The organism is Nostoc sp. ATCC 53789 (assembly GCF_009873495.1).
In the GTDB taxonomy this organism is placed as follows: Bacteria; Cyanobacteriota; Cyanobacteriia; order Cyanobacteriales; family Nostocaceae; genus Nostoc; species Nostoc muscorum_A.
The window spans coordinates 352457-378203 of the sequence record NZ_CP046703.1; the positions used below are offsets into that span (position 1 = coordinate 352457).

Annotated in this window: 17 protein-coding genes and 2 pseudogenes; 10 read left to right on the top strand and 9 right to left on the bottom strand. The window is 39.7% G+C overall.

What is annotated here, in order from left to right; translation table 11 throughout:
- Positions 1–17: 17 nt before the first annotated feature.
- From GJB62_RS01390 to GJB62_RS01400, 3 genes are read left to right on the top strand one after another with little or no spacing between them, the layout of a single operon-like run.
- Positions 18–494, top strand: a complete 477-nt coding sequence (locus GJB62_RS01390; protein WP_242060884.1) for a Rab family GTPase — start codon at positions 18–20, stop codon at positions 492–494.
- Positions 495–896, top strand: a complete 402-nt coding sequence (locus tag GJB62_RS01395) for a hypothetical protein (protein WP_114080071.1) — start codon at positions 495–497, stop codon at positions 894–896.
- 39 nt (positions 897–935) lie between these two features.
- Positions 936–2072 (top strand): HAMP domain-containing sensor histidine kinase, encoded by a 1137-nt coding sequence (locus tag GJB62_RS01400; protein ID WP_114080070.1) that lies wholly within the window; start codon positions 936–938, stop codon positions 2070–2072.
- 267 nt (positions 2073–2339) lie between these two features.
- Here GJB62_RS01400 and GJB62_RS01405 read toward each other — a convergent pair whose 3' ends face one another.
- The 3 genes and pseudogenes from GJB62_RS01405 to GJB62_RS01415 form a co-directional block, all read right to left on the bottom strand.
- The gene (locus tag GJB62_RS01405) at positions 2340–4562 is read right to left on the bottom strand and encodes a pentapeptide repeat-containing protein (protein ID WP_114080069.1); all 2223 of its coding nucleotides are present in this window, start codon (positions 4560–4562) and stop codon (positions 2340–2342) included.
- Positions 4563–4571: 9 nt separating this feature from the next.
- Complete coding sequence (locus GJB62_RS01410; protein ID WP_114080068.1) at positions 4572–5579, bottom strand: zinc-dependent alcohol dehydrogenase family protein; 1008 nt, start codon at positions 5577–5579, stop codon at positions 4572–4574.
- 464 nt (positions 5580–6043) lie between these two features.
- Positions 6044–6307: pseudogene (locus GJB62_RS01415) on the bottom strand (ISAzo13 family transposase); the annotation flags it as partial.
- Positions 6308–6506: 199 nt separating this feature from the next.
- Here GJB62_RS01415 and GJB62_RS01420 point away from each other — a divergent pair.
- Both GJB62_RS01420 and GJB62_RS01425 read left to right on the top strand, forming a co-directional pair.
- Positions 6507–7728: pseudogene (locus GJB62_RS01420) on the top strand (ISL3 family transposase).
- A gap of 527 nt (positions 7729–8255) precedes the next feature.
- A complete protein-coding gene (locus GJB62_RS01425) occupies positions 8256–10847 on the top strand; it encodes a chloride channel protein (protein WP_114085000.1) in 2592 nt (863 codons plus the stop codon).
- Positions 10848–10912: 65 nt separating this feature from the next.
- Here GJB62_RS01425 and GJB62_RS01430 read toward each other — a convergent pair whose 3' ends face one another.
- The 3 genes from GJB62_RS01430 to GJB62_RS01440 form a co-directional block, all read right to left on the bottom strand.
- Positions 10913–12340: a HAMP domain-containing sensor histidine kinase gene (locus tag GJB62_RS01430; protein WP_114084999.1), complete on the bottom strand. Its 1428-nt coding sequence runs from the start codon at positions 12338–12340 to the stop codon at positions 10913–10915.
- Positions 12337–12714, bottom strand: a complete 378-nt coding sequence (locus GJB62_RS01435; RefSeq protein WP_094351982.1) for a response regulator — start codon at positions 12712–12714, stop codon at positions 12337–12339. Before GJB62_RS01435 ends, GJB62_RS01430 begins: the two co-directional genes overlap by 4 nt.
- 131 nt (positions 12715–12845) lie before the next feature.
- Positions 12846–14246, bottom strand: a complete 1401-nt coding sequence (locus GJB62_RS01440) for an ATP-binding protein (RefSeq protein ID WP_114084998.1) — start codon at positions 14244–14246, stop codon at positions 12846–12848.
- Between the two features lie 301 nt (positions 14247–14547).
- Between GJB62_RS01440 and GJB62_RS01445 the strand changes: the two genes are divergently transcribed.
- The 3 genes from GJB62_RS01445 (at position 14548) to GJB62_RS01455 (ending at position 18559) form a co-directional block, all read left to right on the top strand.
- A complete protein-coding gene (locus GJB62_RS01445) occupies positions 14548–16473 on the top strand; it encodes a transglycosylase domain-containing protein (protein ID WP_114084997.1) in 1926 nt (641 codons plus the stop codon).
- A 60-nt stretch (positions 16474–16533) separates the two neighbouring features.
- A complete protein-coding gene (locus GJB62_RS01450) occupies positions 16534–17235 on the top strand; it encodes a response regulator transcription factor (protein ID WP_114084996.1) in 702 nt (233 codons plus the stop codon).
- Positions 17236–17581: 346 nt separating this feature from the next.
- Positions 17582–18559, top strand: coding sequence for a restriction endonuclease (locus tag GJB62_RS01455; RefSeq protein WP_114084995.1), 978 nt, complete (start codon positions 17582–17584; stop codon positions 18557–18559).
- 243 nt (positions 18560–18802) lie between these two features.
- Here GJB62_RS01455 and GJB62_RS01460 read toward each other — a convergent pair whose 3' ends face one another.
- A complete protein-coding gene (locus tag GJB62_RS01460; RefSeq protein ID WP_114084994.1) occupies positions 18803–19444 on the bottom strand; it encodes a restriction endonuclease subunit R in 642 nt (213 codons plus the stop codon).
- An 877-nt stretch (positions 19445–20321) separates the two neighbouring features.
- Between GJB62_RS01460 and GJB62_RS01465 the strand changes: the two genes are divergently transcribed.
- On the top strand, positions 20322–21764 hold the full coding sequence (locus GJB62_RS01465; protein WP_114084993.1) for a glycosyltransferase: 1443 nt from the start codon (positions 20322–20324) through the stop codon (positions 21762–21764).
- Between the two features lie 159 nt (positions 21765–21923).
- The gene (locus tag GJB62_RS01470) at positions 21924–22697 is read left to right on the top strand and encodes a sucrose-phosphate phosphatase (RefSeq protein ID WP_114084992.1); all 774 of its coding nucleotides are present in this window, start codon (positions 21924–21926) and stop codon (positions 22695–22697) included.
- A 144-nt stretch (positions 22698–22841) separates the two neighbouring features.
- Here GJB62_RS01470 and GJB62_RS01475 read toward each other — a convergent pair whose 3' ends face one another.
- Entirely contained in the window at positions 22842–23309 is a 468-nt protein-coding gene (locus tag GJB62_RS01475) for a four helix bundle protein (RefSeq protein WP_114084991.1), read from the bottom strand.
- Positions 23310–23407: 98 nt separating this feature from the next.
- Entirely contained in the window at positions 23408–25732 is a 2325-nt protein-coding gene (locus GJB62_RS01480; protein ID WP_245246065.1) for an HDIG domain-containing metalloprotein, read from the bottom strand.
- Positions 25733–25747: the final 15 nt, after the last annotated feature.

Consider the following 25747-nt stretch of genomic DNA (forward strand, 5'->3'; position numbering starts at 1 on the left):
TCCAGAAGAAAATTTGTATGATAGGTGCATTTGCTACAGGTAAAACTAGTTTAGTAGCAATGTTTGTCCACAGTATTTTTTCTGAAAAATATCATACTACTGTGGGTGTAAAAATTGATAAAAAAGCTATAGAGATTCAAGATAAAAAAATCAACCTTATCCTTTGGGATATCTATGGAGAAGATGAGTTTCAAGAATTACAAATGTCTTATTTGCGAGGTTCTGCTGGTTATTTATTAGTTGTAGATGGTACTAGGTATAATACTTTACAAAAAGCTTTTGACTTACAAATAAAAATAGAAGATGCCATTGGTCAAGTTCCATTTATTTTAGTCATAAACAAGTTGGATATAACGGATGAATGGGAAATTGAATCTGCTGAGATAGATGATGTTATACAAAAGGGTTGGACTGTGATTAAAACAAGTGCCAAACATGGTATTGGTGTAGAAGAAGCTTTTCAAACTCTCGCTAAAAAAATATTGGATTGCTAAATGTTGGATGTCCCTGTTTTTGTAATTGCCTATATTCTAAATTTGCTAACAGCAGAGTCTTCTCTTGGCTATCTGTTAGTTAATAAAGATGGTAGCCTCTTGACTTGGGGTGGTAAATTGGCAGCTTATGGAATTACTAACCTCCATAAAGGCAAAAATGCAAAAGAGCAAGTTATTTTTCTAGAAGGGTTACTACCATTGGATGATACTTCCATATTTTTACCATTCATCCAAACAGAGTATGGCAGTTGTGTAGATGTTCATATATTACCGACAAAAGAAGCAGATTGGGTATTGCTGTTAGATAGTAGCTGTGATAGAGATTACCTCTTTCCTATTCAGCAAAAAGCAAATGATGTCAGATTATTATACGAAAAATTAAATAAAAAGTTAAATTACTAACCTAAAGTCAAAATTAATTGATTGTATCAGGTTTAACTCATGAATACATCGATCGCGAATGATATACTCACGGCTTTGAACATTCTGGTGTTAGAGAAAATTGATGCAGGTTTATTTAAAATTATTGGTAATATACCTGATTGGTTAAATCAATTTTCTTGTAAAAATTTAGCATCAGGAATGAATATATCAATACCACATGAAGAGTTTTCTTTTTTAAATAATTTTTTAGTTGATGCCGAAAAATTTTGGACTAACAATAATACTAAAAAACTCAGTTCAGGTTTATGGACTGAAATAGATGCAACTGGACAAGAATATCAATTTAAAGCTTATGTCATTTGGGTGGATAATAAGAAATTTTTATTGATTGAGGCGTTGGAAGACTCTTATCAAGAACAGCAGTATATTCTCCAAAAAGCTAGAGAATATAAATTGATTTATCAGCAATTACTTAAAGATAATCAAAAAAAAGATGTTCTAGTTCATTGTCTTGTCCATGATATAGCAGTGGAATTGAGCGCTATAAACTGCTGTTTTGCACTACTAGAATTTGAAAACCTAACGCCTAAAGGAAAAGAATATTTAGAAACTGGAATAAAGCAATGTCTCAAACAAGAGATGCTGATTAAAGATATTTTAGACGCTTTTTCTACTGAAGCAGCATTAACAGAAAATTCTCATATCGATATTGAAGAAGCACCTAATATCTTAAGTTCTATACAAGAGGTAATTGAATTTTCAAAACTGAACTTTGCCCTTAATAATATACAATTACAGCTTGCTACCAATATTGATATGACAGCAGACTGGAAAGTTATGGCAGATAAATCTCGTTTAGATAGAGTGATTTCTAATCTAGTAGAAAATGCTTATAGATATAGTAAACCAGATTCTATTGTGACTATTGGTCTACAACTGGATGGGCAATATGTTTTAGTTACTATAGATGATTGTGGTTTGGGTGTACCGCCAGAAATGGAAAAGAATTTATTTCAAAAGTTCTCTCAAGGCAAAGGTAAATCAGGGAGAGTTGGTTTAGGTCTTTATTTTTGTAGAATCACACTTGAACGCTGGGGAGGTATGATTGGTTATTTACCTCGTCTTGAAGGTGGTTCTAGATTTTGGTTCCGCTTGCCAAGACTAGTATCAGTGTTGACATACTCCCCGGTGTGAACGCACGGTGATTTTGGAGTAATGAGTAATAAGTAATAAGTAATGAGTAATAAGTAATAAGTAATAAGTAATGAGTAATAAGTAATGAGTAATAAGTAATAAGTAATGAGTAATGAGTAAATACCCAGTTTTTATCCACTCATTACTCATTACTCTTTACTCATTACTTTAAAACATTGCGTGAAGTACGGGGTTTCAGACCCATATTTTTGATGAGTTAAGAAGTGTCCCGCTTAATAAATTCATTACCGCTAATCGCGTGGTAGGCTACTTCAGATAAATTAGCAAATTCAATCCCGGAATTGTACGAGAAAGAGTCCACAAAACAAGAGTAATGTAAATTACACCTAAACTCCATTCATACCAAGCAAGCGCAGAGATGATGCCTGGTAAGTGTTCGTCTCGCAGGCGAATGTCGTTAAATCCTAATTTCACTAAGTTGTTGAGACTAAAATCATAGTAGTTGAGCCAGTTCCAACGGCGATCGCTCAGTAGAGGCATATATCGTTCACGAAATGTCTGATTCCTTGGTATCACTGGTAAACGCCCAATCAACAATCGTAACTGGCGAAATGTGCCATCCTCGGTGAAGTAAGAAACGTTCATTAAATCGTGATAACGACCTTGTTGGTAAAGTCGGATCAATAATGCTAGCGGTACGGGGACAATAATTATGAAAAGACACCCCAATGTCAGCCAAGGTTGTTGAGCATTGCGAAAGATGGCTAGTAAGCTCAAGAATTCTAAAACGCTAAAACTGATTAATATCGCAATGGTTTCGTAAGATGTGGGAATAATTGGTACAGGATGCAGGCGACGATAGCGATCCACTAGCCAAAATAATAAGCCAAAATAGGCGATCGCAACTCCTCCCACGCCAAACACTAACCAAAAATTTGTCCCATAGCCACTCAACAACAGCAGTACACTCAATCCCAACCAACTCCAAGCTTGCAGTAACCACCCACCAATAGAAAGGGATTCGCCAACAATTAAGCGATCGCTTAGTTGTGTGTATTTTTCTAAATCGATGTCTGCTAAAGTCAATAACTCAGTACTATTTCGAAAGGATTTTATCAGACGACGCTGGGCGATCGCTGCGGCTTGAGTTGGAGAAAAACCCAGTTTAATCAAACTGGCAACACTTGCACTATTAATATTTGTAGCTGTCAAACGGCGGCTCATTTCTACTAATCGCAGCTGTTGTTTTGTGTATTCCAGTTCATTAGCATCAGCAACTTGTTGTTGCTGACGGAAATTTTGCCCCAAATTCCGCAAGATATTTTGATTACCTTGCAATGTAGGAATGCAGAACATCTTCCCAATTTGACCAGGATTACCTAAAATTTTTGCTTGGTTAGAGTTAAAAGTTAAACCAGGTACGCTTAGACAAGCTTCTGGAGAAAACCTGGCATCGCTAAAATCTGCTTGATTGAGAATACTTGCACCTTGTAAATTAACTGATTGATTAAACTCCACTTCTCGAAATATGAGAGCTTGCTCAAAAGTCGCATCTGTTAAAAAGAGAAACTGATTAAAATTTGCTTTAGTAAACTGGGCTTGATTGGCAAAGCGGACATCAGAAAAATCAGCATTTTCTTGCCATTTCACACTACTGAATTTAGCCAATTGCTTAAAACTTGCCTGGTTGAAGTTAGCAATCTTTTCAAATATACTCCCCTGAAAATCAGCGAATTCTTGAAATTGAGTTTGTTTAAAATTAGCTTTTTCAAAAAAAATACTGCCCTGAAAATTGCTTGGTTGCTTAAATTTAGTACCACTAAAGCTGACGGGACGACCAAACCGGGTTTCAGCCCAATTCGTGGATTGGAGAAAAGTTGCACCTTGGGCATCCACAGACTGAAGAAAGAATGTATGAGAGAACTTCATTTCGCCATTGAAGCGAGTTTGCACGAGTTTCAAGACACCACGAAAGACGGCAATTTCACTGGATGGGGTTGGCTCTGTTCCCAAAAGCGATCGACAATCTTTGGAGTTCGCTAGCGATTCTAGACAAATAAAGCGCAAACGTGCTAGTTCTTCTTTTTCAGTAGCTGTGAAAATCGGAGCAATAGCTTGGGCGTACAAGGAGGTTCTTAAACCCAAATCGCTACCCACAAAATCTCCTAAAATCAGGGCATAGCTGAGGTCTAAACCCAGAGGTTTTGTACCTAGCTCTTTTCGCAATAGTTGGTAAAAAGCATCACGAAAGCTAGCGTTTTCGGGGCGCAAATCAATCACCATCTTCTGCAAATCTACGGTCAAATTGCCTTCGCGGAGTGTGGGTGTGCGGAGACGTTCTTGTAATAATTCTAGAGTTAAGGGTGTGCGTTCTGGTTGCGTTTGTGCTGCTGAAGTAGGTAGGGGGAGGAGGAGAAGTAAAACGCAAAGGAACGCAAAGGAAAGCGCAGAGGTACGCAGATAGAGCTTTCTGGTTATCTTTGCGTTTAACCTCTGGGTGCATCTATGTTTAAAAAATAAATTATGCAAATTGTTCGATCATTCGTCGCTAATTAGTAGAACAATTTTACCCGTCACAGAACCGCTTTCAATTAGTTGGTGTGCCTTAGCTGCTTCTTTTAAAGGAAACTTGTGAGTAACATGAATTTTTAACTTGCCTTCATCGATCCAGGTGGCACATTGTTCGAGAATTTCTGCATGGTGCTGGAGGCTGTCTTCCAATCCTAGCAACGCTGGTGTCAGCATTAATTCTAAACCAATGCGGAGATTGCGTAATCTCGCAGTTTTCCAAACAGTATTGGCATCTGGTTCGAGAATCGTCACAATATCACCATATACTCGCACTGCGGGAAAGGTTTTGTGAAAGGTTTCGCCGCCTACGGTATCAAAAGCCAAGTCTACGCCTTCGCCGCCAGTCCAATCTAATACCGCTTGCACAAAGTCGGTTTGTTTGTAAAAAATTACATGGTCTGCACCAAGTTCTTTGACGAAATTAGCCTTTTCCTCAGAACCCACTGTGGTAGAAACAGTAGCACCTTTGAGTTTCGCCAATTGAATTGCTACATGACCGACACCGCCAGCACCCGCATGAATGAAAACCCGTTCCCCAGGTGACAATCGTCCCCGTTCGTATAAAGCTTCCCAGGCAGTGATTAATACTAAAGGCGCTGCAGCTGCTTCGGCAAAGGAGATAGAGGCAGGTTTACGTGCCACAAACCGCTCATCCACAACGGTATATTCAGCATAATTGCCTTGGTGTGCGCCCAAGCCGCCGTAGCAAAAATATACTTCATCGCCTGGGCGAAAACGCTGAACCCCAGCACCCACAGCCTCAACTACACCAGTACCATCACATCCTAAAATTGTCGGCGTGCGATCGGGGTAGAAAGTGCCTCGGCTACGAAGTTTAGTGTCAATGGGGTTAATGCCAGCTGCCACCAAACGCACTAAAAGTTCAGTATTCCCTACGGGAGCCGCAGGGTTTGGCACTTCCTGTACTTGCAGAACTTCAGGACTGCCAGCTGCTGTCATCAAGACTGCTTTCACAATTCTTTCCTCCTGGCTTTAGATGCATATTCTTATGCAACTTTAGCGCAAGAGGGTAGACACAAAGTTATGTCTGAAGGAAAACTAGTTAAGCAAATTTATCTGGTGAACTACTCCGCCGTAAGACGGACGGAGCTTCCCAATTCATCGGGAATAGCTTCCAGAACTCCATAGTTCTAGTTAGTCTGACATTCCCTCCAAGGGCAGGAGTCCTGGTTCCCAAGACCCAAATTTTTTTCTTGCAACATATACCTATTAGCTTGGTTTTCGCTTAGGGACTTCCAGAGAATAAAATATACAGTCAATAAAAATGATAATCATTTTAAGGGGGAGAAAGGGGTTGCCAACGGCAACCCCTTTCTCCCTCAATAAATAGGCAAGATAAATGTCTGCACAAAGAGAGTTCTTAAATGCAGTGAGCTGAATTGCTATCGACTATTTTTGCGCTTTTAACTTTTTGAAAATTACGTTACTCCACAACAGATATCAATAAACCACTTACCTAAATTTGGTAAATTATCTTCGGTAAAATTAGTCAAACGTTCAATCTTATTTTCAATTTCTTGCATAGCTTTTTTAGTTAGACGGACTCCGCTAGAGTAAGTCTGAGTAACTAACTTAACAACTGGATTTTTACCATTCCACGTCATAGTCTTAGCAAAATTTAATGCAGTTTCCACATCGTCTAAAATACTGCCATTCCAATGATTCTCCAAAACAGCCCAAGTGGTTCTTCCGGTGCTTTTATGGTGGTTACTAAATTTTAGTAAATTTTATTAACTACATTTTAATGATATTTATCCTTAAAACATAGACTGTGTAAGCATTGTAGTAGTTTCACGTATACTGAAATAATCCAAATAGCATGATTTATACTATAACACAGTAAAAATTAAGGCTTTCACGCAGTGTGCCGTAGGTATCGCTATGAAATTTACTGTAGAGCAAATCCTGAATCTGCCCGATATGAAAGTATTAGATTTTCAAGAAATTGAAGGGGAAGAAATAATTATAACGATAGAAAAAAGCGTTAACTATTCGACTTGCCCATCTTGTGGGCAAAATACTCAGAGTATACATCAAAATCATTGGCGGATGATTCATGATTTATCTTGGAGTAAAAAGCCAGTACTCTTAAAAATAAATCGTCGCCAGTTCAAATGTCATAAATGTAAAAAAGTCTTTAGTGAGAAATTGGATTTTGTAGATAAAAGTAAAGGATATACAAAAAGATTAGCAACAGACATAGTACAACAAGTATTAAATAGTAATATTCATAGTGTTGCCGAAAGGAATGGATTGAGTGATGAAGAAGTAGAATCAATGTTAAAAAAGCAAGCTTCACAAATATTAAATATTAATCTAAGCCAGGTAAAAAAGTTAGGTATAGATGAAATAGCTTTAGTTAAAGGTCAAGGAAACTACTTAGCAGTATTAGTGGATTTAGATACTCATAAGCCAATTGAAATAGTGCAATCACGACGAATAGAAGATATCCGTGAAGTAATTGCTGGCTGGGGATTTGAAGTACTTAATCATGCTTGTTGAAGTGAGTATTGATCTCTGGTCGCCTTATAAAAGCTTAGTAGAAGATTTAATGCCAAATGCTAACATAACTGCTGACAGGTTTCATGTGATGAAACAAGTAAATGATGAATTAGATAGGATGCGTAAAACTGAGAAGAAAGCAGCAATGTCGTTAGAAGATAAATCCGAAAAATCTCGCCAACTAGAGGCATTAACTAAAAGCAAATATAGTTTAATTAAAAATGAAGATTCTTTAAACGAAAAGCAAAAATCAAAATTAAACTCCGTGTTAGAGGTGTCGCCGACTCTGGCTAAAATGCACGCACTTAAAGAACAATTCCGCCAGATATTTGAAACCACTAAATCTTGGGGAGATAGCATAACACAATTATTAGATTGGATGTATGATGCACGTTCATACTTTCCGAAAAGTCTAGGGACAATGGTGAGATGGTTTGGGGAAATAGTCGGTTATTTTGATGGCAGAACTACCAGTGGTACTGTAGAAGGAATTAATAATAAACTCAAGTTAATTAAAAGACTTGGGTATGGCTTTCGTAATTTTAGCAATTTTCGATTACGCAGTTTATTAAACTGGCACTTTTCTATTAGTTCTCCATAAAAGTAACGGATGAACCGAAAAATAGAGGTAGACCTATTAAAATCTCTGTTCCCAGATATCAACAAGAACGTTGTTTTGCTTGGTATCAACGTAAATATCGTCGCCTAGTTGTTCGTTGGGAACGTAAAAAAGTATATTTTGATGCATTCATTGACCTTGCTACTATTCATATCTGGATTCAAAGAATTTTATTAGTGGGATAGGTTCATAGACGTTTGCTTTTACTACAAGGATACACTTTCTGGATTTTAGCTGACAGAATATTCCACAATTAAATCAATCGGATACCGCGTACCTTTGGTCGGCGTAGCCATCGCAATGCAGATTATCAGAGTTGGCTGTATTAAAGCAGTATTTTTAAATATAAAACAATACACTTACTGTACTGCTATTGCACATATCTATCTTTAGGAATAGAAAAATTTCATTCTGATTTCATTTTCTTATGAAACTCTATGAATAGGGTGAACGGTAAGACATATCAGACATTTATATACCTTCATTGATGACAAGTGATTGCTAAAAATATGTTAGCCAGAGGTAAAATTCTCTGGTTGAGGCTTTCCCGTCAGTTGGTTCAACCGAGGCGCTTGGCTTTCGTGGAAGCTTGCCTGATTGGTTTAGTTTCTGGGTTAGCGGCTGTTATTTTAGGACAGGCAGTGGATTGGGCTGGTGCATTGCGAGTACGTGTTTCTTACCATTGGCCTGCCTACTTAGTACTACCAGCTATTGGACTAATAGGGGGACTGTTAGCTGGTTGGCTAGTAGAGCGCTTCGCACCGGAAGCATCAGGTAGTGGGATGTCTGAAGTCAAAGCGGTATTGGCTCGCGTACCGATGCCGTTAAATCTGCGGATTGCTTTGGTCAAGTTGATCAGTGCGACATTAGTGTTGGGTTCGGGAATGCCTTTGGGACGGGAAGGGCCAACTGTCCAAATTGGGGCAGCCTTGGCAAATCAACTGAGTAATTGGGCACCGACTTCACCAGAGCATCGTCGCCAACTAATCGCCGCCGGAGCCGGAGCTGGATTAGCTGCGGCTTTTAATGCACCGATCGCAGGTGTACTATTTGTAGTGGAAGAATTACTCCAAGATGTGTCAGGTATCACTCTTGGTACTGCGATTTTGGCTTCTTTCATTGCCTCAGTCATCTCTCGGCTCTATGGTAGTCACAACCTGGATCTGAATCATCTAAATTTAGGTCTTCCCGATACAACTTTCTTCGCTCAGGAAATCCCTTTCTACTTAATTTTGGGGGTGCTGGCGGGACTTATAGGCATTCTATTTAATAAAGGTATTCTTGAGAGTCTAGCAATTAACCGCCGCCTGCTACATGTGAGTTTACCTTGGCGAATTGGAATTGCTGGGTTAGTGAGTGGTTTGGCGATCGCCTTTTTACCTGCTGCCTTTCGCGATCATGCTGGGCTGAGAGAAATTTTGCTTGCGGGTAGTGCTAATTGGTCATTTGCCGCGATCGCTCTTTTAGTTCAGTTTACCCTAATTATTTTTACCTACGGCTCTGGAGCGCCAGGGGGTTTACTAGTTCCCACCTTAGCCTTGGGGGCTGCCCTTGGTTACTTAGTGGGTGCTGTCGAACATAGTTTACTGGGAATGAGTGCCGCAACAGTCTATGCTCATGTCGGCATGGCTGCCTTTTTTAGCGCTGTCTCTAAAGTACCAATTACAGCAGTCGTCATTGTATTTGAGATGACAACTGATTTCAATCTAGTGCTACCGCTAATGATTGCGTCTGTGGTTGCCTATTTAGTAGCAGAAAAAATTGACCATCGATCGCTCTACGATCTTCTACTAGAGTGGAAAGGGATTCACATCACCAAGGAGCCTAGCACAGAGGGACTTCTAGCGCAACTGAGTGCCGTAGATGTGATGCAACGGCGTGTGGAAACTCTCTCTAGCCAAATGAGTACTGATGAAGCAGTACAGGCATTTTCCCACTCTCACCATCGCAACTTTCCAGTTTTAGAGAATGGTAAAGTTGTTGGCATTGTCACTCAAAAAGATTTAGTTAATATTGCTTCGCAACAGTTAGGCAAAGATACAACTATTAGCGAGATTATGACACCAGAGCCAGTGACAGTAAACCCCACAGCTACACTGGCTCATGTACTGCATATACTCAATCGTTATCACCTCAGCTGCTTACCTGTTACAGAAAATCGTAAGCTCATAGGAATTATTACTCGTAGTGATATTATCCGTGTAGAAGCAGAGCAACTCAGTGGTAATAGCGAACAAATAGAACGTAAATCAGCACCTTCTTATGTGGTTTACCAAACTCGCGCTCCGGCTACAGGCAAAGGCAGGTTGTTAGTACCGCTTTCACACCCACAGACAGCCGAAACTTTACTAGAAATGGCAGTTGCGATCGCCAAAGATCGCAATTACGAAATAGAATGCCTACAAGTGATTATCGTTCCGTCTAGCCGTATCCCATCGGAAACACCAGTACAAATCAGCAAAAGTCTTCAACTTTTGCAACGGGCAATACTTTTAGGAGAGAATTCGCGGATTCCCGTTCATACCCAGATCAGAGTTGCTCATAATGTTGCTGGGGCAATTTTGGAGACTGTCAAAGAACGACACATTGACTTGGTGCTGATGGGATGGAAAGGCAGTACATCAACTCCAGGTAGAGTTTTTAGCCGAGTGGTGGATACCATAATTCGACAGGCAGGTTGTGATGTTATCTTGGCTAAATTAGATGATAAAAGATCCTTTGACCGTTGGTTGTTGCCAATGGCAGGCGGCCCTAACTCCAGCCAAGCAATTAAGTTATTACCAGCTCTTGCTTCTTTAAGTACATCACCCGAAATCAAGCTATGTCAGGTTTTCCAGCCGACTAACTCCATTCCTGACACAACATTATTAGATAAATCTGTTCGCTTTCTGCAACGCCGAGTTAGTGGTAAAGTGATGGCTACTCCAGTTCGTGCCAATTCTGTTTCTGATGCTGTTCTTAATTGTGCAAAACTTGACAACAGTGATGTGATTGTCCTGGGAGCTAGCCGTGAAAGTCTACTGCAACAAGCGATTCAAGGAAATATTGCCGAGAATATTTCTCGCAAGAGTAATTGTACGGTTATCATGGTAAAAACTTAATTGCGTAGGCGCAACCCTACCCGTAGAGTATTACGAATGACAAATTACGAATTACGAATTACGAATTACGAATTACGAATTATCGGCAAGTATATAGTAAAAGTTGCCCCTTGATTTGGGGTGCTGCTGGCGATAATACTGCCTTGATGGGCTTCAATAATCCGCTTGGAAATTGCTAACCCCAGACCATTACCACTACCTTTGCGTGCGGGGTCTGTTGTATAAAATTGCTCAAAGATTCGGGGTATATCACCGTCTTTTATGCCTTTTCCCTGGTCTTGAATTTGAATAATAGCTTGTTTTCCTTGGCTGTATGCAGAAATAAATACTTGAGAATTGGCTGGTGAATGCTTAATCGCATTATCCAACAAATTGAGAATTGCTTGTAATAGCCGCTCTGGATCGGCCTGGATAATTAGGTTTCCCACGTTCACCTGTGTAGAAATTCCCAGAGTTCGCATTCGCGGTTCTAATGCATTAACAGCACGATTAATCAATCCATGCAGCGAGATGGCTTGCTTTTCTAGTTCAGCAACTCCTGCTTCCAAACGTCCTAAATCCAGCAAGTCATGAATCAATCGTGATAAACGCTTGATTTCGCTTTCGATAGTTTGGAAAAAGCGATCGCGTAATTCTGGTTCTTCAGATGCTCCTGCTTTGAGTGCGTCTACTGTCACCTGAACGTTACTTATAGGGGTACGCAGTTCATGGGAGACATTGGCTAAAAACACCCGTCGCTCTTTGTCTAAGGAAGCTAACCGCTCACTCATCCGGTTGAGTTCTGCTGCTAATTGATCTAACTCATTGTTTTCATGGATAGTCAACTTATCGCCAAAATGACCGCCACCCAAGCGAATAGCAAAATTCTGCATAATCTCAATTGGTTTTGAGAGACTGCGAGCAAACCGACTGCTAATTAATGCACATAGTAGAATTGTTATTGCTAGCGTTCCTAAAATACTCCAAATTACCCTTGCAAACTGTCGCTGAAGCTGCTCCAAAGTCATAGACATTCGGATTACGCCCAACAATTGACCGTTACGCTCAATAGGTCTGGTAATGTAGAGGCGATCGCTGTTTGATAAAACGCCTTTGGCAATTCCTTGTTTTACACGGTTTTGTAGAGCTTCCCGTATTCCCGGAACCTGAAACCAATCTTTAACTTGACTATCTAACTTGGGGTCAGAAGTGGCTAATAGACTGCCTTGTTGACTAAAAACACGTAGCGTTACAGTTTGTGGTGCACCATACCGTTGCACCAGTAAATTTACCTGTTTAATATCTTTTTCTTCTAGTGCATCTGCTACACTTTCGCTTAACGCACTCGTCCAGTTATCCAAATCTACTTGTCGCGATCGCATGAAGTAATCATGGAACGACCACAGGATATAACCTGCCATCAACGACGTTCCAAAAGCTGTTAGCATCAGGTATGTGCCTAACAACTTAGCATAAATTGTATTTAATTTAATCCCAGGTATCCAGCCTCTCATGAAGGCTGCTCCCCAGAACGACGACGCAATACTGCTTTGATACGTGCTAGTAGTTCGCGGGTGTTAAACGGCTTAGTAATATAATCATCTGCACCTGCTTCTAACCCCCAAATTTTATCAATATCCTCATCTTTAGCTGTGAGCATCACAATAGGTACATTGGAAAATGCCCGAATCCGCCAGCAAACTTCCATACCGTCAACTACTGGTAACATTAAGTCAAGCAAAATTATATCTGGTACTTGCTTGTGAAACTGTTTGATTGCACTATGTCCATCGGCGGCTGTAGTCACCGTGTAACCTTCTTTTTGTAGTGTATAGGTGAGACTGTCGCAAAGAGCCGCTTCATCATCTACAAGTAATACGTGTGGCATTGTTCATTCTAAATTAACGTTAATTTTTTCTAATTATATTTTGTAGGAATAGATGTACTTTTAACATCTTTTTCAGGAAAGTAATTTTTTAGATAGAAAATATGAAAACCTTAGAAATAGAAGATTTCAGTTTAATCATGACTGCTTAATTTACTCTTGACTATTATTGTTTCTTGTTGGAAAAATTTTATCGTAAAACTTGTTCCACATCCTATCTCGCTATCTACATAAATTTCTCCATGATGTATTTCTAAACATTTTTTAACCACAGCAAGTCCTAGTCCACTGCCAACAACCTTACCTACATTATTAGCACGATGAAAAGGCTCAAATAAATGCTCTTGAAAATCGCCAGGAATCCCTATCCCATTATCTTTAACTTGAAAAAATATTGCGGAGGATTCACAACTAAGAATTAAAAAAATACTTCCCTCTGGAGGTGAATATTTAATTGCATTTGAGAGTAAGTTACTCAGAACCGAATAAAGTATATTTTCGTCTAATTTGGCATGAGTACAGTTCCCTTGGCTGATAAATTTAATAGTATGCTGTTGTTGATTAGAAAATTGGAGGTCTTCGATCAAATTAATGCAAAATGCTTCCAAATCTATCAGTTCTGGATGAAATTCTAATTTCCCAGCTTCTGCCCTAGTCAAAGTTAAAATATCGGTTAGTAACTGGTTCATTGACCTAGCTGAAGATTGAATGCGATACAGATTTTTAAGTTTCTTCTCTTCCGTCCACTGCTGATTACTTTGAGCCAATAGTTGAGCCGACCCTAATATAATACTCAATGGTGTACGAAATTCATGGGATACCATTGAAAAAAAGCGTAACTTCAATTCGCTAAGTTCTTTTTCTTGAGCTAAAGTCTGTTGAATAGCTTCTGCTTCTTGGCGCTTTACTAATTGTTGATAAAGCAAGGCATAAACGCCTAATAAAATGGCAAAACTCAAGAAAGTACCGAGGAATTCAATTAACATCCGGTTGCGGATATTCTCTTGGGAATGTCTGACCGAGATTTGTAGTAACTGTTCCTCCCTAGCTTGCATTTGGGTAAGCGTTTCGCGGATTTGATTACGGTTTTGGTTACTTTGAGTAAGTAGAGGTGCTTGAATAGCAAAGCTTGATTTACCTACTTCTTTGAGGTTAATCGACTGTTTAGATAATTGAACTCTTTGAGCAATGAGGAATTTTAGCTTCGTTATTTGCTGTTGTTGATAAGAGTCATCAGCAAGTTGTTGCTGCAATTTTTTAACTTTGGCATCCAGGCTTTGCATTGCCTGATAGTAACGTTTGAGTTCTGATTGCTCTCTATAAAGAATATAACCTCTGCGTCCTGCTTCTGCATCGGTTAGTGTAGCAAAGATGTCAATAACATTTTTCATTACCTCATGTGTATCCTTCACTTGATTGCTACTTGTAATTAACTGAGTAGCGTTCTGGTAAGAAATCATACTAGCTGCACCCATTAATAATAAGCTCAAGCCAAAGCCAGAGGTTATCCATTTTCTTTCCAGCGACCATTTCATAGAATAAATCAATTAATGGTTCAGAATCCATATCTTATCCAAGACCTTACATCAAAGTAAAGATTTTTCCAATATTAAGCTTTATTCAAAATTATTTTTCTTACTAACCGATTTCTACCCGATTTTTGCCCTTTATCTCCACAGCTATTTGTTAAAATACTGTTTAAAATCAACTCCTTATGCATTATGCATCACACTAAATTTTCTTCAAATAAATTTAAATATTTATTTGGAGAAATTTTATTTTCTTTATATTTATATAGATAAAAGCAAGATTTAATAAGTTAGGAAATTAATTGCCGTGTCTTCGTTTAAAACTTTTGAAGAGAAACAATCACAATTTCAGACTTTACCTAGTTCTGAGTTTTTGAAAAAAGTTGGTCAAGTAACTGGTGGCACACTCCTATCAATTACTATGCTATCAAGTTCTCTGTTAGCTGGAGGACTAGTAGGTTTAGCTATTAGTTTTCGTAATCTGCCAGATGTTAGACAACTACGAAACTTTATACCCTCAGAAACAACTTATATCTATGATATTAAAGGCAAGCTTTTAGCGCGTATACACGGGGAAGCTAATCGCCAAGTAGTGCCTTTAAATCAAATTTCCCCAAATTTAAAACGAGCAGTATTAGCTAGTGAAGATAGTCGCTTTTATGAGCATCATGGTATTAATCCCGGTGGTATTGGACGTGCTGCATTAGTCAATTTGACATCTGGGGAAGTGCGAGAGGGTGGTTCTACAATCACCATGCAGTTAGTGAAAAACATTTTCTTATCTCAAAAGCGTGCTTTTACCCGAAAAATAGCAGAAGCAGTACTAGCAATTCGCTTAGAGCAAGTTCTTAGTAAAGATGAAATATTAGAAATGTACCTCAATCAAGTTTACTGGGGTCATAATAACTATGGTGTTCAGACAGCAGCACGCACTTATTTTAAAAAATCAGCACAAAATTTGACTTTGGGCGAATCAGCGATGATGGCCGGTTTAATTCAAGCTCCAGAAGAATTTAGCCCGTTTGTCAGTATGAAGTTGGCAAAACAAAAACAAAAAGAAGTATTGGGGCGAATGTTAGAACTGAATTGGATTAACCAACAAGAGTATAATGATGCCCTCAAACAACAAATTAAACTTGGTGAAATTAGGTCATTTCAAGGTAGCGCTTTGCCCTACGTTACTAACACAGTAGCTCAGGAATTAATTAAAAAGTTTGGGCGTGAAACATTGCTGAAAGGCGGAATGCATGTACAAACCACAGTTGATACTAGCTTCCAAATGATGGCAGAAAAAACTATTAAGAAGTGGCATCGAACCCTTGAACTTCAGGGATTAAATAATAACCAAATGGCTCTAGTGGCAATTGATCCGCGCACACACTTTGTAAAAGCACTAGTGGGTGGTGTAGATTCAAAAACTAGCGAATTTAATCGAGCAACTCAAGCCCACCGTCAGCCAGGATCTTCTTTTAAACCGTTTGTTTACTATACTGCTTTTGCTAGTGGTAAATTTACACCACGTACAACAATCCTAGATACTCCGGTTAGTTACCGTGACGGTAATGGTTGGTATTCTCCCCGAAACTACGATAATAGTTTTATGGGAGCAATACCAGTTCGCACTGCTCTGGCTCTGTCTCGTAATATTCCTGCAATCAAGATTGGCAAAGCTGTGGGTATGAATAAAGTTATTGAAACTTGCCGTACTTTGGGAATTATGAGTCCAATGTTACCTGTGAGTTCTTTGCCACTAGGTGCGATCGGTGTGACACCGCTAGAAATGGCTAGTGCTTATGCGACTATTGCTAATTACGGCTGGCGATCGCCTGCAACGATTATTGCCCGTGTTACTGACGGTAGTGGCAATGTGTTAATAGATAATACTCCCAAACCTCAGCTAGTGCTTGACCCTTGGGCATCAGCAGCAACTTTAGACGTGATGCAAACAGTAGTTAAAGAAGGAACTGGTAGAGGTGCAGATATAGGTCGTCCAGTTGCCGGAAAGACGGGTACAACCTCCTCAGAGAAGGACATTTGGTTTATTGGGACTGTACCGCAGTTAACGACTGCCATCTGGGTAGGAAGGGACAACAACCGACAATTATCTAACCACGCAACAGGCGGAGGTATGGTAGCTCCTATCTGGCGTGATTTTATGCAGAAGGCACTTAAGGGTGTACCAGTAGAAAAGTTTCAGCCACCTTCTAAATTTCCTCGTCCGAAATCAAATTGAAAGTATTAAAGTTAGGTATTAAGATTCATCCTAGTTTTTTAATTTACAAATATTTTGGCAATGCGGATTTTGGTAGTTGAAGATGATGTCCAGTTAGCAGAGATGCTGATGGAAGCCCTCACAGACCGTCAATATGTGGTAGATATAGCCCAAGATGGAGAGGAAGCATGGGATTGTATTAAAGTATTGGAATATGATTTGGTGGTGCTAGATATTACCTTACCCAAGTTAGATGGTGTAAGTTTTTGTCAACGGTTGCGATCGCCTACATCAAGGCATACCTTATCGCGTAACATTGCAATACCTGTACTCATGTTAACAGCACGCGATACCCTTGGTGACAAAATTACCGGGTTGGATGCTGGGGCAGATGATTATATGGTCAAACCTTTTGAAATGCCAGAGTTAATGGCTCGTGTTCGCGCCCTGTTGCGCCGCAATAGTGCCGCAACATCTTCTTCAGACTTTGGTTGGGGTAATCTGCGTTTAAATTCCAGCACTTATGAAGTCACTTATGCTGACCAGCCTTTACATCTAACACCTAAAGAATTTGCTCTTTTAGAACTAATGGTTTCTAGCGGTCGGCGGGTGCTAAGTCGAGCCGGAATTATTGAGCGCATTTGGTCACTTGATGACCCTCCGAGCGAAGAAACTGTTAAGTCTCACATTAAAAGTTTACGGTATAAACTTAAAGATGTAGGTGCTGCCGATGATTTTATTGAGACAGTTCATGGATTGGGCTATCGCTTAAAGCAGCTTTAGGAAAATACCCGATTTCTACCCGATATTTACCTCTTTTCTTTACAACTGATTGTTAGACTTCAATTACATTACTGAAATTAACCTCTTCTTTTACACTAGAACACTATTATTCTCCAAATCTATTTAATTATTGATTTGGAGAATTTTAATTTTTATCTAAAAGCAATTAGTAAACCAGCTTTTTAAATATTGAGAATTCATTAAGTCGGGAGCAACTGAGATGACTACTGCTTTTGGTTGCCCTTCTTGGACTAAGGCGATCGTAATTGACATAATATGAAATCTGCGGTAATTATCCTTTGATAAAGTAATTAAACTACAATTGTGTTATAACCGCTAGTTAGGTATGGAAACTGAAAAACATAATTGTGGACAGATGTTAAATAAAGAGCAGCTACTAAATGCAATAGACTCGCTTGAGAAAAGTCTTTTTGCTCCTCAAGAAGCAGAACAACAGATGTTCCCTATTTTATCTACTCTGTTAGGCATAGACGGATTCACAGTTACTCATACTGGCGGGATTGGAGATCAGGGTATTGATTTCCTAGCTGAAAAAGAAGAACAAAAAATAGCCATTCAACAGAAACACTATTCTAACCCAAACAGGAGCATTGGAATTTCCGTTCTGCATCAAATGCTTGGCTCTATGATAATCCAAAAAATAAATAGAGTCATAATGGTCTCAAATACAAAGTTTTCAAAACAAGCCAGAGATTTCGTTTCGCAAAACCTCCCTATATCATTTGAATTAATCGATATTGATGCATTAAAAGCATGGGGGGCGAGACTCAAGAATATCGATGAAGAGTTACAAGCCGAAGCGATAAAATGGATTTCTGACCTTAGTCAAAGGCTTGCCCTCTTAATTGCAAAAGACCCCAATGTTTTGAATGTGGTCGAGTGGAGAGATTTGGAAAGACTCCTTGCAGAAGTTTTTTCTGGATTAGGATTTGACGTTACTCTCACTCCATCAAGTAAAGATGGTGGAAAAGATTTGATTCTTGAGTGTACATCGAATGCAACCAGTTGCTCCTATATTGTCGAGATTAAGCACTGGCGGTCAGGTCAAAAAGTCGGAGCTTCATCAATTACAGAATTTCTGAAAGTAATACTGAGAGAGAATCATAAAGCTGGAGTTTTTCTGTCTACGTTTGGTTATTGTAATAATGCATTTGAACACCTTACCGAAATAGACAGAGAGCGAGTTAGAATTGGAGGTCAAGTCAAAATTTTGTCATTATGTCAAAGGTATTCCAAAATTCGGTCTGGTATCTGGTTGCCAATCTCTACTCTCCCAGAAATTCTCTTTGAACAAACAGAATAGGCTCAACAATTTGTTGCATGGGAGCGCAAAAAAAAGCCCCCCCGTGAGCAAGACGTTATACTGAAGCAATATGCCTGTTAAAGTAGTCAGTTTCTAATTAAGATTGTTCCATCAAAAATGATTGACTTCCTTGTTGAGTTTCGAGAAGTTATTGGCAATTCCTTTCAGAATGTGTCCCGCCGCAAAGACCAATAATTATTAAATGATCGCCTAAAAATTACGACTCACAGGAATAGCGATCGCCTAACTCCTCAAATCGCCAATATAAGCCCCAATTTGTTTAAGTCCCTGCAAAACTTGGATACGTTCTGATGTATTTTCAAGTAACCGATAAGTATTGGATCTAGTATATTGAGGGACATTTTGGTGGCGATCGCATTTCAAAAACAATACTTCTCTTCCGTTTGTAACCATTGCATAACAACTTGACTGTAAGTTGGGAGCGCTCAATAAATAAGTAAGTGCTTGGGGAATTCCCGCCGTAACGTCTAGTCTTGCAGGCTTTGACTCGATTACCAAAATCCAAAAACTATCTTGAATCACCAAAATATCAATCCTGCCTTGAACTGCAATAGCATTAGCTTCGTCTGCAACTTCGATATTGGTACTTACTTCTGCTTTTACCAAAAAAGGAAACTGATAGAAACCTGCTAAATCTAGCAATGGTGATATAACTACAAGCTTAACAATTTCTTCGAGAGGTGGTTCTTCTTGACTGAGATAGGTATAGTTTCGAGTGAGGCGATCTAATCCTTGTAGTTCCGCTTCGGTTAGAGTCGGCGCATTATTTAACCATTCATCAAAAAAGCGATCGCTAGAGTCGAGTCTCAAGCCAAAAGTTTGACGGAGAGCGCCAAGGGTAAGGCTACTAGCATTTGTAATCACAGTTAAATTATTGTAGTAATTACATGAAGTTTAAAAGTCTAGACATTTGATCTAGGCTCCAATACCTAATATACGATATATTAAAAGCAAAAGAGCGATCGCCTAAAAATCATGACTCACAGAAATAGCGATCGCCTTGAGGATATAGATAGCGATCGCGGTTGTCCATCCAGAGCTAACAATTTGCTCATCAGTTTCAGGCTCATACTTCAACAAGCTCAGTAACCATAAATAAATTTAGTTGCTCTGTATATTTTTATTTGTTAGTCATACCAAGATCCACTAACCCTCCAACGGTCGTTCCGACACCGCAACCATAAGCTAATCAGCATTCAAGTTGCATAATCAGGGCGCTAATGTTGCCCACCCCACAAGATATTGAGAAAATTTCCATCTGCAAATTAGATGTGCTTTAGCTTAGATATTTGATATTTTTAAATTAAATAGAAATTGATTTAGATAGCATTTTTTTATTAATAACCGATTTCTCACCGATTTCTCACCGATATTTCAACTTCTAAAATGTAACATCTTGGAACGAAAGCATTTTGGTAAGTTTATTTCAGTTTTAAGGAAATTTTTATGACCCATTTTTCAATAAATATTTCCAATATTGTTATTACCAATAAAGAGTATCGCAAGCTTAGAGCTTATGCAGGATATCATCAAATATCAATTTATGAAGCAATACGGTTATTAATTGATTCTCTTCCAGAATGCTTTCCAAATAATCAAAAATCAAGTAGAAGCCATTCGTTTATGTTTCCTAGAAGGTTTTTACACATTTCTTTCGATGATAGGTAACTTAATAAATAATTTTTTTTCCAACTTACCTAGCTGTGAATTTTTGTACCAGATACCATAGTTAATTTTGATTATGAATACTCTTCCTTCTTTAAATTTAGTTAAATCTCTAGAAAATTCTGCTACAGAAACACCAAATTCTCAACCCATTTATGCCCTAATTTCAGTTCATGGCGACCCGACAGCTGAAATTGGTAAAGAAGGGGCAGGTGGTCAAAATGTCTACGTGCGAGAATTGGGATTAGCATTAGCAAAACGCGGCTGTCAGGTTGATATGTTTACCCGACGCGAATACCCCGACCAAGAAGAAATTGTGGAATTAGCACCAGGGTGTCGCACTATTCGTTTAAATGCTGGGCCAGCAGAATTCATTACTAGAAATGATTTATTTGAATATTTACCAGAATTTGTAGAAGCCTGGCTGAATTTTCAACAACGAACAGGGCGCAACTATGCGTTGATTCACACTAACTATTGGCTTTCTGCTTGGGTAGGATTGGAACTTAAATCTCGATTGGGACTACCTCAAGTTCATACCTATCATTCTATAGGGGCAGTTAAATACGGTAATGTGGAAAATCCACCGCAGATTGCTGCAATTCGTAATTGTGTGGAGAGGGCAATTTTAGAACAAGCAGATTATGTAATATCGACTAGCCCTCAAGAAGCGGAAGATTTACGTCAGTTAATTTCGCAACATGGTCGTATTAAAGTCATTCCCTGCGGGATTAATACTCAACACTTTGGTTCTGTAAGTAAAGAAGTTGCTCGCCAACAGTTGGGAATTGATGCAGATTCTCAGATAATCTTGTATGTAGGACGTTTTGACCCCCGCAAGGGAGTTGAAACCCTAGTAAGAGCTTGCGCCAATTTGCCTTCAGGATTTCAACTCTATCTAGTTGGTGGTTGCCGTGAAGACGGAGCAGACTTTAAAGAACAACAACGCATTGAAACTTTGGTGAACGACCTGGGATTGGAAGCCGTTACAGTTTTCACTGGACGAATTTCTCAAGCGCTGTTACCTGTTTACTATGCCGCAGGGGATATCTGCGTTGTACCAAGTTACTACGAACCTTTTGGTTTAGTGGCGATTGAAGCAATGGCAGCCGGAACACCTGTAATTGCTAGTAATGTGGGAGGATTGCAGCATACGGTGGTGCATGGTGAAACCGGATTTTTAGTTCCTCCTCGTGATTTTAAGGCATTGGCGATCGCTATTCACAGTTTATTACAAAACCCAACTCTAAAACAAAGCTATGGCAATGCTGCACAAAATTGGGTTCAGTCTCGTTTTAGCACTCAGGGAGTTGCTACCCAAGTCCAAGAACTCTATCAATCTTTAACACTTGATACATTTGTTCAAGAAATTATTCAAACTAAAAAGTTAACTCCAGATTTAGAAAGACAAATCCAAAATTTATTGAAATCAAAAGTTTTGAAATCCAACGAAATTAAAGCTCTAGAAAAATTAATTGACTCTTTTTCTAATGACATTGTGCAGTGGGCAACCAGTTAAATGATATCGTGTCCGCTTAAAGAGCGATCGTTAAGAGCGCAGTTGTTCCTGAGAGCAGGCTTACCGTAACTTGTGCCGAGCAGAATCGAAAGGAGCCGAACAAGAGCAAAGGGAAAGAGGTTTATCAATACTGTACTATTTTAGTGAAAGCAAACAAATATGAAACTGCTTTTGGTGATTGAATTAGATAATACCTTGGTTGGTAACAATCGAGCTATTGCTGTTTTAAACCAAAGGCTAGAAGCTATACGCAATCAGATTTACTTAGTCTATGTTACTGGTCGCTCTTATGCTTCTAGTCGTCGGGTGATAACAAAAGCACGGCTTTTGAAACCCGATTATTTAATCGCTAGTGTAGGTACTGAAATTTATCAACAGGGTGTGCTTTTAGAAAAAGATTGGGTAAATCAAATCTCAAAAGATTGGGATTGGGATGCAGTTTGGACAATTGCTAGTTACTTTCCGGCACTGATACCTCAACCCGATAGCGAACAAACTCCCTATAAATTAAGCTTTTGCCTAGATATGGATGCGCCGCTTGAGGTTATTCATGATTTGCAGGATTTGTTAACTTTTACTGGGTTGCAATCTGAGGTGATTTTTAGCAATGGGCGGGACGTTGATATCATACCCAAGAACAGTAACAAAGGTGAAGCAACTGCATATCTGCAAGAATTGCTGCAAGCGCAATTGGATGCAACCGTTATCTGTGGAGGTTCTGGAAATGACATCAGTTTATTTCAACAGCCATCAGCTGGGATTATCGTTGGTAATGCCCAAACGGAACTTTTGTGGTGGTATTACAAGACGCATTACCCTTGGCACTTTTTAGCTCACTACCCTGGTGCTGCGGGTATTCTTGAAGGATTGATTTATTTTAATATTTTGCCATTTCCTAATAGTTGGAAGGCGATGGGCTACGCCCCACCATAGATGATATCGCAACCCATTTCTAATGAACTCTATCCCCGAATTTCTCACTCATAGGGTGGGGGTGGGGGGGGGTGTGGGGAGTGTGGGGAGTGTGGGGAGTGTGGGGAGTGTGGGGAGTGTGGGGAGTGTGGGAGGTGTGGGAATTTAGTCAAGTAACCAATCATCTGGATGGGTAATCATCTTGACTAACCCACTAAGGACTTGATTGTAAGGAGCATAGAGTTCTCTTCCTTGTTCGACCGTAAGATATTGACATTTTACAGCAAACTTTAACCAAACTTGAGTTTCTGCTGCCTCTGCCTGTCTACGACACGCTCCGCGAACACAATCATTCAGTTTAGCGACAAAAGCGGCTTTATATCGCCGTTTTCTCCAAGCCTCTGCCATATTTGCAGAGACAGAGCGAGATAGCGAAGCGGTAGCGAGTCTTCGAGCGTCGGAGCGACGAATTTGGTCAGTTAATGAATATTTTTCTTCAACTGGAAACTTTTTAGAATATTCAAAAATTTGCATTGCTGTCTCAAATGCTAATTGATAAATGGCTAAATCCTCATGAGTTCTAAAATACTTTTTCCCTTTTTCTTCCATATTCTTTAATTTCGACCGCTTCATTCTTCATCTTCCCACACCTCCCACACTCCCTGAATTTCTCACTTGTGAGAAGTGCAGATATCGCACTTTGGAAATCCAGGAGTAGCCTTAGCTAATATCTAAAGTTTAGGATAGGCAATCCGTTGGTGATGAAATTGCTGCCAAACCTGGACAAAAATATGAGCAATTTGAGACATCTCTGCCCGTGTTAACCCTGAATCTACCAACTGATTATCCTGCCAACGTGCTTTCAGGATTTTATTTACCATTGCCAGTGCTGCTTCTGGGGTTGCGTCTTTGAGGGAGCGTAATGCCGCTTCACAAGCATCAGCCAATATAGCAATCCCCGTTTCTTTGGATTGGGGAATGGGGCCGTCATAGCGGAAATCTGATTCGTGTAAAACTTTTTCAGGATTTTGTTGCTGTGCTTGTTGGTAGAAATATGCAATTAAAATGGTTCCTTGATGTTCGGGAATAAATGCCTGAATAGCGCTCGGTAGCTTGTGTTGACGAGCCATTACCAACCCTTCGCTCACATGCTTTTTGATAATTTCGGCACTTTTCCAGGGATCATTAATTACATCGTGTTTATTAATACCTCCCATTTGATTTTCAATAAATCCTAGAGGGTCATGCATTTTACCAATGTCATGATAGAGAACCCCAGCCCTAACCAGTTCCACATTACAATTTAATGCTCGTGCCGCAGCTTCTGCTAGAGTAGCGACAAACAGTGTGTGCTGGAAAGTTCCAGGAGCTTCATTAGCTAGGCGTTTTAATAAAGGTCGGTTGGGATTGGACAATTCAGCCAGACGAATAGGTGTGACTAGATCAAACAAAGCTTCTAGGTAGGGGCTTAAACCTAGTGCTAAGATGCTCCAAACTAACCCTGCTAAACCGTTGAGGACTGCTGCACCCAGCACAGCATACCAAAGGGGTGCGATCGCAGTGTTGACCAACAAATAAACTACTCCCTGCGTCAACCCAATTAAGATTCCCAAGGTAGCTAATTCCTCTCGCGTTCGCAGTGCTTCTCTACCAGGGAATCGCCATTGTCCTGCCATCAATCCGCCAAGAATTCCGCCAGCTGCACTAGGTACTAAATAATGCCAGCTAAGTTCCGTTCCCATTGAGAGCAATATCGTTAGTAACCCCATAACAGTACCCCCAATGGCAGTTCCATAGAAGCTACCAAGAAGCAAACCAATAGCAGGTAAGCCTGTAAATGATTTGGTCAAGAATATTAGCAACGGCGCACTAAGAGTAAGGAGTAGTATCAAAAGATAATCGCTTCGTCGTAATTTGGCATAAATCCGTCGTTCTACCAGTTTGAAAATAGCCACAGCCAATCCCACCATCCCACTAAAACGAATCAGATGCAGCCAATCGATTCCGCGTTGACTCAAGTGAAAGTGGTCTAATAGAACAAAATCAGCCTGGGTAATTTTTGCTCCAGCCTGAACGATAACTTCACCTTTTTGGATGCTGACGATCGCCGGTTCTACTGCTTCGGCTGCTTGTTCTGCAATCAGCTTGGTTTGCTCAATGTCTTTAATTAAATTTGGTGCGATCGCCTCTGATAGCAATCGCCTTGCTAAAGGTTGTGCTGTTTCTGGCACAGAAACACTCACCTGCATCCCGATTGCAGAGTTCAGGTTAGCCTTGGATAGCCCAGGATAAATGCCCTGTGCTAACATTCGGTCTAAAGTTTGACGCACTTGGATTTGAGTTTTTTGCCAATCTGTATCAGACAGATTTAAGAAAGTGGCATCGTAAAGGGTTTCGGGTTGGGCATAGACGCTTTGCGTGTTGTCTTTAGACATCGCGCTCAGGGCTTTTAGGCTGATATTATAGCGCTGACGAGCTTGGGCGATCGCTTTTAATAGTTGAGCAAAAGCTTGGGAGGAGTTAGACTCTCGGTAAGTTCGCAGTTTTTTTACTGCTAGCTGCTGGGCAGAATTTAAACCAGTCAGATTGCTATTTTTATCCAAACCTCGTAATACTTGCTGCCATTGAGGTTCTGGTGCTTGTCGCAGGTAAGTTTGTGTAGCAGTGGAAAACACTGAAGTCTTAAAAAAGGGAAAATTGCCCAAATTTTCGCGGATTTGATTGCCTTTTGTGAATAATTGCTGGAGATTTTGGTGAATTTGCTCATTAATTACTGGATCGTCAACCCAGACTGCTGAAGCACCGCTACGAGCCTCCCTGCGTCTTTCTTCTGTTGTTTTTACATCTTCAACATTGGCTGAACTTGGTGCGGTAAGAGTTTGGGGAGCTATCTTACCTACATCCAGTTTTGGTTGGTTATAAAAACGGTAGCCTAGTCCACTGGAGAGAGATAGTACGACAAACACAAACATCCCAGCAGAATAGAGACGGTTTTTTAGATGCGATCGCTTACTCTTAGGTCTAGTTTGCCTGTAATTCCTACGAAATAAACTCAAACATCACCCCCAAAA

What these genes read in the sequence shown, in the direction of transcription:
- GJB62_RS01390 (WP_242060884.1), top strand. Translation starts at nt 18, where the DNA reads ATGATAGGTGCATTTGCTACAGGTAAAACTAGTTTAGTAGCAATGTTT.
- GJB62_RS01395 (WP_114080071.1), top strand. Translation starts at nt 495, where the DNA reads ATGTTGGATGTCCCTGTTTTTGTAATTGCCTATATTCTAAATTTGCTA.
- GJB62_RS01400 (WP_114080070.1), top strand. Translation starts at nt 936, where the DNA reads ATGAATACATCGATCGCGAATGATATACTCACGGCTTTGAACATTCTG.
- GJB62_RS01425 (WP_114085000.1), top strand. Translation starts at nt 8,256, where the DNA reads ATGTTAGCCAGAGGTAAAATTCTCTGGTTGAGGCTTTCCCGTCAGTTG.
- GJB62_RS01430 (WP_114084999.1), bottom strand. Translation starts at nt 12,340, where the DNA reads ATGAGAGGCTGGATACCTGGGATTAAATTAAATACAATTTATGCTAAG.
- GJB62_RS01435 (WP_094351982.1), bottom strand. Translation starts at nt 12,714, where the DNA reads ATGCCACACGTATTACTTGTAGATGATGAAGCGGCTCTTTGCGACAGT.
- GJB62_RS01440 (WP_114084998.1), bottom strand. Translation starts at nt 14,246, where the DNA reads ATGAAATGGTCGCTGGAAAGAAAATGGATAACCTCTGGCTTTGGCTTG.
- GJB62_RS01450 (WP_114084996.1), top strand. Translation starts at nt 16,534, where the DNA reads ATGCGGATTTTGGTAGTTGAAGATGATGTCCAGTTAGCAGAGATGCTG.
- GJB62_RS01455 (WP_114084995.1), top strand. Translation starts at nt 17,582, where the DNA reads ATGGAAACTGAAAAACATAATTGTGGACAGATGTTAAATAAAGAGCAG.
- GJB62_RS01465 (WP_114084993.1), top strand. Translation starts at nt 20,322, where the DNA reads ATGAATACTCTTCCTTCTTTAAATTTAGTTAAATCTCTAGAAAATTCT.
- GJB62_RS01470 (WP_114084992.1), top strand. Translation starts at nt 21,924, where the DNA reads ATGAAACTGCTTTTGGTGATTGAATTAGATAATACCTTGGTTGGTAAC.
- GJB62_RS01475 (WP_114084991.1), bottom strand. Translation starts at nt 23,309, where the DNA reads ATGAAGCGGTCGAAATTAAAGAATATGGAAGAAAAAGGGAAAAAGTAT.